The organism is Bacteroides sp. (assembly GCF_030151085.1).
GTDB lineage: Bacteria > Bacteroidota > Bacteroidia > Bacteroidales > Bacteroidaceae > Bacteroides.
The window spans coordinates 1-9,996 of record NZ_JASLER010000022.1 but is presented as its reverse complement, the minus strand read 5'-3'; the positions used below and the strand labels follow the sequence as shown (position 1 = coordinate 9,996).

At 41.8% G+C, this 9,996-nt stretch carries 7 protein-coding genes and 1 pseudogene; 3 read left to right on the top strand and 5 right to left on the bottom strand.

What is annotated here, in order from left to right; genetic code table 11:
• Positions 1-457 (top strand): annotated as a pseudogene (locus Q1W14_RS04360) (hypothetical protein); the annotation flags it as partial.
• Between the two features lie 118 nt (positions 458-575).
• On the opposite strand, the gene lipB reads toward Q1W14_RS04360, so the two are convergent.
• Positions 576-1,277 carry a lipoyl(octanoyl) transferase LipB gene (gene lipB, locus Q1W14_RS04355; protein WP_300699570.1) on the bottom strand — a complete coding sequence of 234 codons (702 nt, stop codon included), beginning with the start codon at positions 1,275-1,277 and terminating at the stop codon, positions 576-578.
• Positions 1,278-1,397: 120 nt separating this feature from the next.
• Here lipB and Q1W14_RS04350 point away from each other — a divergent pair, with 120 nt between their 5' ends.
• Both Q1W14_RS04350 and Q1W14_RS04345 read left to right on the top strand, forming a co-directional pair.
• Positions 1,398-4,244 (top strand): TonB-dependent receptor, encoded by a 2,847-nt coding sequence (locus Q1W14_RS04350; protein WP_300699569.1) that lies wholly within the window; start codon positions 1,398-1,400, stop codon positions 4,242-4,244.
• A gap of 92 nt (positions 4,245-4,336) precedes the next feature.
• Positions 4,337-5,170 carry an AraC family transcriptional regulator gene (locus Q1W14_RS04345; protein WP_300699568.1) on the top strand — a complete coding sequence of 278 codons (834 nt, stop codon included), beginning with the start codon at positions 4,337-4,339 and terminating at the stop codon, positions 5,168-5,170.
• On the opposite strand, the gene Q1W14_RS04340 is transcribed toward Q1W14_RS04345, so the two are convergent.
• The 4 genes from Q1W14_RS04340 to Q1W14_RS04325 form a co-directional block, all read right to left on the bottom strand.
• A complete protein-coding gene (locus Q1W14_RS04340) occupies positions 5,167-6,801 on the bottom strand; it encodes a heavy metal translocating P-type ATPase (protein WP_300699567.1) in 1,635 nt (544 codons plus the stop codon). The two genes, Q1W14_RS04345 and Q1W14_RS04340, sit on opposite strands and share 4 nt — an antisense overlap.
• A 70-nt stretch (positions 6,802-6,871) precedes the next feature.
• Positions 6,872-7,183 carry a heavy-metal-associated domain-containing protein gene (locus Q1W14_RS04335; protein ID WP_300699566.1) on the bottom strand — a complete coding sequence of 104 codons (312 nt, stop codon included), beginning with the start codon at positions 7,181-7,183 and terminating at the stop codon, positions 6,872-6,874.
• 32 nt (positions 7,184-7,215) lie between these two features.
• Positions 7,216-9,444 (bottom strand): TonB-dependent receptor, encoded by a 2,229-nt coding sequence (locus Q1W14_RS04330; protein WP_300699565.1) that lies wholly within the window; start codon positions 9,442-9,444, stop codon positions 7,216-7,218.
• A 203-nt stretch (positions 9,445-9,647) separates the two neighbouring features.
• On the bottom strand, positions 9,648-9,996 hold a 349-nt coding region (locus tag Q1W14_RS04325; protein ID WP_366945726.1), incomplete at its 5' end, for a hypothetical protein.

Sequence of the window (9,996 nt, the reverse complement as noted above, 5' to 3'; positions counted from 1 at the left end):
GGAAGAACTGAAAGTGAAAAACGAACAGCCTGAAGCGGGAACCGATACACCTCCTTCAAATGCAGAAAATCAAAAGAATTGTCCGCAGCATGTAGACATTTTCTCTGAAAATGCATACAATTCGGAACAAAGCAAAGAAAGTAAAGCAAATGAAAGTAAAGCACTTCCCTCTCTAACTCCCCCAGAGGAGAACGGAGGAACGGCGGGGAATTCTGATTTGGATATTCCGGGCTATGCCTACAACAAGAATACACATAATCTGGAATGCCTCATGCTGACACTGCAACAGCTATTAATCACCGATAAAGACGAGATAAAGAAGATCCTGAAACTATCCGACTACGGAAGATTGGGAGGATATGTCTGGAAAATATTCCACAGTACCAATTGGGGAAAGATAAACAGCAAAGGAGGGTATATTATATCAATACTGGCAAAGGAAAGGAAAAAGACATGAAAAGAGTGATTAGCGGTTAGTGATTAGTGATTTGTAACAAGGTACAAGATATTAACTTCGTGTATGACAATAAATTAATATTATGTAGACACGAAGTTAATACTTTGCTGACACGATATTAATATCGCAAAATCAATGTATTTATCTCTTTGCAAAGACGCTCTTTCACCTCTTCCATGGGTACTGCGTGTCCCAATTCTTTTTCAAGGGAAGTTACGCCTTTATCAATGAATCCGCAAGGATTGATATAGCTGAAATAGCGTAAATCGGTATTCACATTCAAAGCCAAACCGTGCATCGTTACGAAATGACTGCTACGAACTCCGATTGCACAGATTTTACGAGCACGGGATGTATCACCTTCCAGCCATACACCGGTTGCTTTATCCAGACGTCCGGCAATGATGCCGTATGAAGCACAAACACGAATCACCGCCTCTTCAAGCAGATGCACGTACTCTTTCAGTCCCAAGGTGAATTCTTCGAGATTGAGGATAGGATAACAGACTAACTGCCCGGGACCATGATAGGTTATATCTCCACCGCGGTCAATGTGATAAAGTGTTGCCCCTATCTTTTGCAGCTGTTCTTCACCCAGTAACATATTACCTTCTTTGCCACTACGTCCCAATGTATAGACATGAGGATGCTCACAAAGTATGATATGATTCACATACTCCTCACCTGCCTGTTTGGCATGCACCAGTGCATCAAACCATTCCGTCTGCCGGTTCCAAGCCTCAGCGTATGGGATTACTTTCCAATCTGAAATTTCTGTTTTCATAGAAGCAAATATAACACTTTTTTGATTATTCACCATTTAGAGTGAAGAGAATCTTAAATTTATAGCATCAATTCATAAAAATACACCTTGACAATATGATAATTACTCACGTACTTTGCAACCGTTCTGATATAGTTACTCACAAAAAACAGACTTATGAAAAAGAAGATTCTAATAACGCTTATCGTTGCGCTACTATTCTGCATTACTTCTTCTGCCCAAATATTGAAAGGGCATGTATATGATGCCAGTACCAACGAACCACTGGCAGGAGCCTCTGTCATCTACAAGTTGAAAGGTACTCAAGGGGTAGTCACCGATTTGAATGGTGCCTACGAGATTCATTTACCCGCAGGAGGAGCAGACCTGATATTCAGTTATGTGGGATATGAAGATATACAGATGCCTATCGTCATTAATAAAAACGACATCCTACAGAAAGACGTATATATGAAAGAGAGTACCAATCTGCTGGAAGACGTTGTTGTATCCGCCGGACGCTTCGAACAAAAACTGAGCGATGTAACTGTTTCCATGGATGTGATTAAAGCCAGTGACATAGCTCGTCAAGCCCCCACTGACATCACTTCTACTTTACAAACCATACCGGGGGTAGATATAGTGGACAAGCAACCAAGTATCCGGGGTGGTGGCGGATGGACATACAGTGTAGGTGCCCGCAGCCAGGTACTGGTAGACGGAATGAGCGTGCTCACCCCACAAAGCGGAGTAATAAACTGGAACAGTGTCCCTTTGGAAAATGTACACCAGGTGGAAGTAATCAAAGGTGCATCCAGCGTACTATACGGTTCTTCAGCACTGAACGGCATTATCAATATCCGTACCGAACGCCCGGGACTAACCCCACAGACTCAACTCAGCGCTTATGTAGGCATATATGGCGACCCAGCCAACAGTGACTACCAATGGAGTGACAAATCATTTTGGAAAGAAGATAAATATCCCGTAAAACCCATACTGCGCAATAGTTTGTTCAGCGGCGTACGTAATCCTCTATACGAAGGATTCGACCTCACCCACTCACGCCGTATCGGTAATTTTGATGTAAGCGGCGGACTGAATCTGTTTACCGATGAAGGCTATCGTCAGCAAAGTTACAACAAGCGTTTCCGCATGGGTGGTAATCTTACCTATCATCAGCCGGATATGGGTATGAATGTGATGAACTACGGATTTAATGTAGATTTCCTATCCAACAGTTATGGAGATTTCTTTATTTGGCGTTCACCCGGCGAAGCCTACCGCCCCTCACCTTTCACCAATATGGGACGGGAGTCCAACACATTCCGGATTGATCCTTTCTTTAATTTCACCAATCCCGAAAAAGGAATCTCTCATAAAATAAAAGCACGCTTTTATTATAGTGCAGATAATATGGTACGCCCTACACAATCGGCATCCATCACTGATATTCTAGGTAATATGGGTACAGACGCACAAGTCATACAAAACATTGCCGGAGGAGATTACACCGCCCTTCAACCTTTGATTACCGGAGTGGTGAAATGGCTGGGAAGCAATAATATGAATGATTTGATTGACGGTGCATTCGGCTCTTTGGGAAATATATTTCCCGATGCAACTACCGCCGATTATTGTGACCTCATTTCATGGGTAATGAACAATGGATTGCCATCTGATTTAGGCGGATTGCTGGATGGCAAACTGCCTAGCGATCTCGTACCATGGTTATCCGGCGTACTCAATCCGGAACTAAAGCAGACTCCTACCCGAACAGATAAAAACTATGATTACTACTTAGACTATCAGTTCAACAAGCAGTGGGAAGGAGGTGCCCAAATAACAACAGGAATGACTTTCGAGCATATCCGTACTTTCACAGGAGCAAACAAAGAGGTACATCAAAGCGATAATGTCGCCGCCTTTTTCCAATACGACCAACGTTTTTGGGACCGCCTCAGCGTATCTGCCGGTGTACGTGCCGAATATTACCGGATTGACAAGCACTATCGGGAAGCCAATACCCAAGTCTTCGGAAGCCACATTCCTTTCCGTCCCGTTTTCCGTGCCGGACTAAATTATCAACTTGCCGATTATAGTTTCTTGCGTGCCAGCTTTGGGCAAGGATACCGCAATCCGTCTATTACTGAAAAATATCTACGCAAGGATATCGGAGGCGTAGGTGTATACCCCAACTACAATGTGCAACCGGAAAAAGGTTTCAATGCCGAACTTGGTTTCAAGCAAGGTTATAAAATCGGAAATCTACAAGGTTTTGCCGATATTGCCGCATTTTATACACAATACAAAGATATGATAGAATTCCAGTTCGGTCTGTTTAATAATTCCGATCTCAGTATGATAAACAGCATAGACAATGCTTTGCAAATGTTGAAAGATGGTAAAGGCTTTGGCATCGGCGCCCAATTCCACAACGTGTCTAAAGCACAGATCTATGGATTGGAAATAAGCACTAACGGTATGTACTCCTTTAATAAGAATGCCAAATTGCTTTATAACTTAGGATATGTGTACACCGAACCACGTGATGCCGACTACAAAGAACGCAACGCCTTGGAAGATACTTATACCGATCCTCTCCAAATGAAAGAAAAGAGCAATAACAGCAAATATTTGAAATATCGTCCGAAACATAGTTTCAAAGCAACGCTGGATTTTCAATGGAAACGTATCAACTTGGGTGCCAATGTAAATTGGAAGAGTAAGATTCTAGCCGTAGACTACATCATGCTGGACGAACGCACCAAAGACCAACGTGATTTACTGGATTATGTACGCGGCATTCTGTTTGGTTATTCCGATGGCGAGACTCTGACTTCTTACTGGAAAAAGCATAACACTGCTTACACTACTGTAGACCTGAGACTCGGAGTGAAAGCGACCAAAGAAGTTGCCTTTCAGTTTATGATAAATAACTTGTTGAATAAAGAATACAGTTATCGTCCTATGGCAATTGGTGCTCCCCGTACTTTTGTCGTAAAAATGGATGTAACGTTCTAAAACAGCAACACATCATTTGAAAATAGAATGTCTTCGGTTACTTATTTTAGAAAAAAAACGTACCTTTGTGCAAACCTAAAACGACAACGCGTATGGAATTTCCACAAGTCGATCTACCCGTAGATATGATTGCATGGACGGAAGTAACGGAAGACATTCTAAATATCTACAAGCAATCGTGCCGTTTAAAAGCCTGCATTTTTGCACTCTGCATAGAAGGTTCTATCAAAGTATCTATTAACTTGATGGACACTGAAATAAAGCAAGGAGACTTTATCACCTTGTTGCCGGGAACCATTATCCAGTTCTACGAACAAAAAGAAAAGGTACGCTTGGGATTTGTTGGTTTCTCTTCGCATTGCTTAAACGGAGTTAACCTTATACAGTCTACTCTGAGCTCTTTTTCTACGATATTAGAGTACCCTATAATGAATATCAATCCAATAGTAGCTTCTTATTTTAAGGACTACTTTGCTTTATGGGCACGAATCACCACCGGACCATACCCGCCTGATACAAAAATGGCGCAAGGCACGCTGAATTTACTCCTTTATGGAATAGATAAGTTATATAGAGTACATCCGCAACAACAAAAGAACACCAAGAGCCGTAAAGAGGAAATATGCCGTGAGTTGGTTCAACTTGTCATTGAAAATTATACAAACGAACGTCGCGCACAGTTTTATGCCGATAAATTAGGCGTTTCATTACAACATCTTAGTACCACAGTCAAACAGGTTACAGGAAAGAATGTACTGGATATCATTGCACATGTCGTCATGGTAGATGTAAAAGCCAAACTCAAATCGACCGATATGACTATTCAGGAAATTGCTTATTCTTTGAATTTCCCAAGTGCCTCTTTCTTTGGAAAATATTTCAAACGACACATGGGAATCAGTCCATTGGAATACAGAAATAGTTAATGCTTTATTATCAAGCTATTAAATAGTACCGACACACAAGATAATGCCATTACTGCACTTACCAATAATGGAGTAAGTAAAATATCATAGACGGGATATAACAATCCGGCAGCTACAGGAATCGCAACTATATTATAGATAAAAGCCCAAAAGAGATTCTTATTCATCAAACTGACTGTCTGGTGTGAGATGCTGAAAGCCTTTGGCAGCAGCAGTAAATCCGAAGTCTTCAAAGTGACCATTGCTGCATCTGTGTCCACATCGGTGTCCTGAGCCATAACAATGCTGACATCCGCACAGGAAAGTGCTTGCGTATCATTAATACCATCACTCACCATAGCAACAGTTTTTCCCTGAAGTTGAAGTTCGCGAATGAAATCTTCTTTATCCTCGGGCATAGCATCGGCCATAAAATTGAGAATACCCAAACTTCCGGCTACGGCAGAAGCAGTACGTTCACCGTCTCCCGTAAGCATGCAGATATCAATGTCTTGCCCACGAAGTTCTTTGACCGCTTCAGCAGAGGTGAGCTTTAGCTGATCTTTAACGGCAATGATAGCAAGCAGTTCGTTCTCCCGCCCAAAATAGACAATACTATTACCGTCAGACTCGTACTCCACCAACATCTCAACTAAAATATCAGAAAGGTTAGCCCGGAAATCTTTAAGTAATTTGTGACTACCAACCCAGTATTCAGCGCCTTCGTATGCTACTTTAATACCTTTTCCCTTTATATCTTCAGCACCATCCAGTTGTGCAGGATACACATCCTCGGCTTCCAAAGCTAAAATAAGAGCATTGGACAACGGATGTTTTGAATGAAGTTCGGCAGCTAAGAGTACATTTTTATAATGTTTCTCCTCACTCTGTGCCCATAGCCAACCTGTTACCGAAGGATGTCCTTCAGTTAATGTACCTGTTTTATCGAATACTACTACATCGACTTTGCTCATCTGCTCCAAGGCGATAGCATCCTTTACTAAAACATGATTATCGGCAGACTTAATTATACCGGCAATCAACGCAATGGGTATAGCCAATCCAATTGCACATGGACAAGCCATTATCAATATAGAAAGAGCAGCCAAAAGAGCATGAAATGCCATAGATGTTCCGCCCAGAAAAATCCAGATGAAAAAAGTGAAAACTGACAAAAACAGCACAATAGGTACGCAAAGCCCCGCAATCCGATCGTCCATGCGCTGCCCTTCAGGAATATTTCCTTTCACACGTTCTTCCATCAATTTACCGGTAAGAATGAAAGCTATTACGACAACAGGAACTTCGTAATAGACATTGGATGCCAAACCGCGGTTATACCAAAATTCGGGAAAGAAAGTATTGAACACACTGAGCAGAAAAGCTACAGAAGTACTCAGAGCAACCAAGGTATCCATATTACTACGTCCTAAGCGGGCTTGGTTCCACGCACCTGTATAAAAAGAAGCTCCAAAGAAGACCATCACTATAAGAGTCAATACCATCTGTATTTCTTGACTATAAGGAATACAGATGGAAAGTGCAGATAGTACCAATAGAGGTATCGTAAAAATCCATGCACCGATAACCCGTTCTTTCAGACGGTAATATGCATGGCTATGTATTTGTTCTTTTTTTAATATATGGCTCATTCAGATTATTATTAGATAGTTGTTTTACAACTTACGTCTATGCAACAACCTGAACGAGCAGTTTGTTCGGCTACTTCTTATCGTCCACCTTAGTTTCCTTCACTAATTCAGCTTCATAATGGAATTTTCTGAAACCTTCTTTCAGCTTTTCAATATTCGTCTTATCAGCATCATACGTAATAGTAACTGTCTTCGTCTTCAAATCGGTATTGAAGTCTTTCAACCCTTTCTCAAAGCAAATATTACTATTAATCTTCTTCACACAGTTTTCACAGGTCATCTGTGACACTTTAAATACGGCAGTCCGAAAGTCTTTTGCCATAACGGTGGTTGCGCTAAGCAATACAGCTACCAAGGCAATCCAAAATTTTCTAGTTTTCATTGTTTTCAAATATTAATTATTAATCAATCTCATTATATTCTCGGGAGGTTAAAACGGACTCCCACATACGCTTTCGCACCATGCATCGGTCCCCAAATCATGGTAGCATCAAAGTCACTTCCCCAAGGATTAGAGGCATCAATGATCGGATTCTTCTGTTTGAAGTTCGTCAGATTTTCGCCACCCACGTAGATAGACCAATTACGGAAGTAACGTGTTATCTGCGCACTAAGCTGCTCAAAGCCGCCATATCGTTTTTCCCACGACCATGCCCCACTCTCCAATTTGTAAGGAGATGGCATACGACCACCACCGTTCAATTGCAAAGTCATATCAAATTGCCACAAGCCCAAAGGAGTTTGATAAGAAGCAGTCAACAAACCTTTATATTTGCTGGTGAGGGGTTTCTCCATTAGCTCCCCATTATAGGTAGTCTTAGCGTCCGTCCAACGATAGGCGGCGGTAAGGGTAAAACCGGTAAAGAAAGGATAGGTTGCTTCTACCTGAAAGACTTGCGAATAAGAACGTCCGGCAAGGTTATAGAATAGAACGGCATGCGGATCAGTATCCATATCCACCACCACTTGCTTGCGAAAATCAGTGTAATAATATTCCGCATTCAAGTTCAAAGTCTTTCCGAATACAGGAATATAAGCAGAAGCGCTAGCTCCATAATTCCAAGCCTCATCCTGATCCAAATGTTTAGCTATATCAATCTGGCGGCTACTTGCCAGCAGGTAGTTGTTCTCCGCTAAAATATGGTTGGTACGATATCCTTTTCCGGCAGAAAGACGGAAATGAACATATTCGTTAGGATTGTACTTCACATGAAAGCGTGGAGTAACAAAATAGCCATATTCACTACTATGATCACCACGGATACCTCCCATAAGAATAAGCTTATCCTCCCAATTATAGGTGTATTGCACGTATGCTCCGGGAACTGCTTCTTTCACGAACTGCTTCACCAACGGTTGCCCTGTATCATTTGTCAGGCGATAATGCTGGTCGTAAGAGTCATAGTTGAAACTTAATCCGGTAGAAAGGCTATGTTGCTTACTCAGTTCTGTTTCAAATAGTAAAGAGGCGTATGCATTATGCTGGTTTACATCATAGATTTTACGCCCATACATAGCATCTTGTTTGTGCAAGGAGCCCGAAAGGATCAAAGCCAGATTCGTATTTTTCTCCTTGTTGAAGATATAAGCATTCTTTGTAAAGGCTTCATAACGGTCGGTTTCAATACCTATTTTATAAGGGTCGGTCAGATGTCCGCCATCATGACTCACTTGTCCGCTATTCCGTTCTTCGGATAATGCTTTGATTCCGGCTTGGAACACATAACGATCTCCCATGTATGCCCAACGATTCCATAGATTATATTGCTTTACTTGGGGAATATCCGCAAAACCATCCTTATTAGCATCATGAGCTTTCATTTCGTTTTCGTAATGAGCCAGCAAGGAAGTACTCCAACGCTTGTTCAACTTCATGGTTGCATCTGCATTTGCCTCAAACCGGCTCGTGCTGCTGGCAAAAAGATTTGCCGACAACCAATCTGCTTCAGGAAGCTGGGGTTTCTTGAACTCTACATTGATTTGTCCCGTAATAGCCTCATAGCCATTCTTTACAGAAGAACTACCTTTACTCACCTGTATACTTTGCATCCAAGGTCCGGGTACATAGCCCAAGCCGTATGGAGCCGCAGCCCCACGAAAATTGGGAATGTTCTCAGTCATCATTTGTACATACGTACCGGACAAGCCCAACAGTTTGATTTGTTTGGCACCTGTAGCCGCATCAGAATAAGTGACATCAACCGAAGGATTTGTTACAAAACTTTCTCCAAGATTACAGCAAGCGGCACGAGTCAGTTCGGCACTGCTTATCATATCTTGATTCAATACGCTATTTCGAAGTTTCATGGTTCCGAGTTTACGGCTGACGACATTCACTTCACTAAGCTCTACACCTTCGCGAAGAACGATATCCAACATTTCATCCCGACTATTCACATGTATCGTATCATTCTCGAATCCGATAAAGCTGACCACGAGCATGTGCATGTTATCCGGCTTCGACAAAGCAAAAATTCCATCAGCCGAAGTCGTTGTACCCTGTGTAGTTCCCATCCAAAAAAGGTTTGCCCCTGCTACAGGTTCACCTAAATTATCTTTCACTGTACCCCGCACTTTTGCCTGTATGGCTACAAAAGGGAGTATCAGCATCCATATACTGATTTGTATGATTTTAATTCTCATTTCTTTTTCATCTGTTTATTTACTAATCATTCTCGTATTGAGGGGGAAATAAGTTTTCTCCCTAAGGAAACCATTCGTTTCCCCTCACGAAACAAACTGTTTTCCCTCACGAAACAAATAGTTTTCCCTAGTGAAACTGTTCGTCTTCCCTAAGAAATTAAACCATTGTATCGGGGAAAATTAATTCTTCCGATGAAAAAGAGCTAAATAAGAAGTACAGAATAGAGTGCCAGATAGTGGCGCGAACCTACAGAATAGGGTGGTGCCCAAGAAATAATCTCAGTTTCACGTTCAACTTCCGGCAAGGTGCAACTCAACAGTTTCAACTGCTCGCAAACCAAAGTAAAGGAAGGCAGTATGGATAGTGTGTCTTGCGCATACTTTACCAAATCGACCTTGTAATGTACAGCCGTACAACCAGCATCCTTACAACTCTCTTGCGAAGCATGATGAGACTTATTACATTTGTCACAACCGGTAGAACAACAACTTTGCGTCATTTCGCATCCGGCACAGCAATAATGCATAATAGAAACCCCTACTCCACTTATA

Excerpts from the sequence above, each read along its gene's own strand:
- lipB (WP_300699570.1), bottom strand. The coding sequence starts at position 1,277 with ATGGTGAATAATCAAAAAAGTGTTATATTTGCTTCTATGAAAACAGAA.
- Q1W14_RS04350 (WP_300699569.1), top strand. The coding sequence starts at position 1,398 with ATGAAAAAGAAGATTCTAATAACGCTTATCGTTGCGCTACTATTCTGC.
- Q1W14_RS04345 (WP_300699568.1), top strand. The coding sequence starts at position 4,337 with ATGGAATTTCCACAAGTCGATCTACCCGTAGATATGATTGCATGGACG.
- Q1W14_RS04340 (WP_300699567.1), bottom strand. The coding sequence starts at position 6,801 with ATGAGCCATATATTAAAAAAAGAACAAATACATAGCCATGCATATTAC.
- Q1W14_RS04335 (WP_300699566.1), bottom strand. The coding sequence starts at position 7,183 with ATGAAAACTAGAAAATTTTGGATTGCCTTGGTAGCTGTATTGCTTAGC.
- Q1W14_RS04330 (WP_300699565.1), bottom strand. The coding sequence starts at position 9,444 with ATGAGAATTAAAATCATACAAATCAGTATATGGATGCTGATACTCCCT.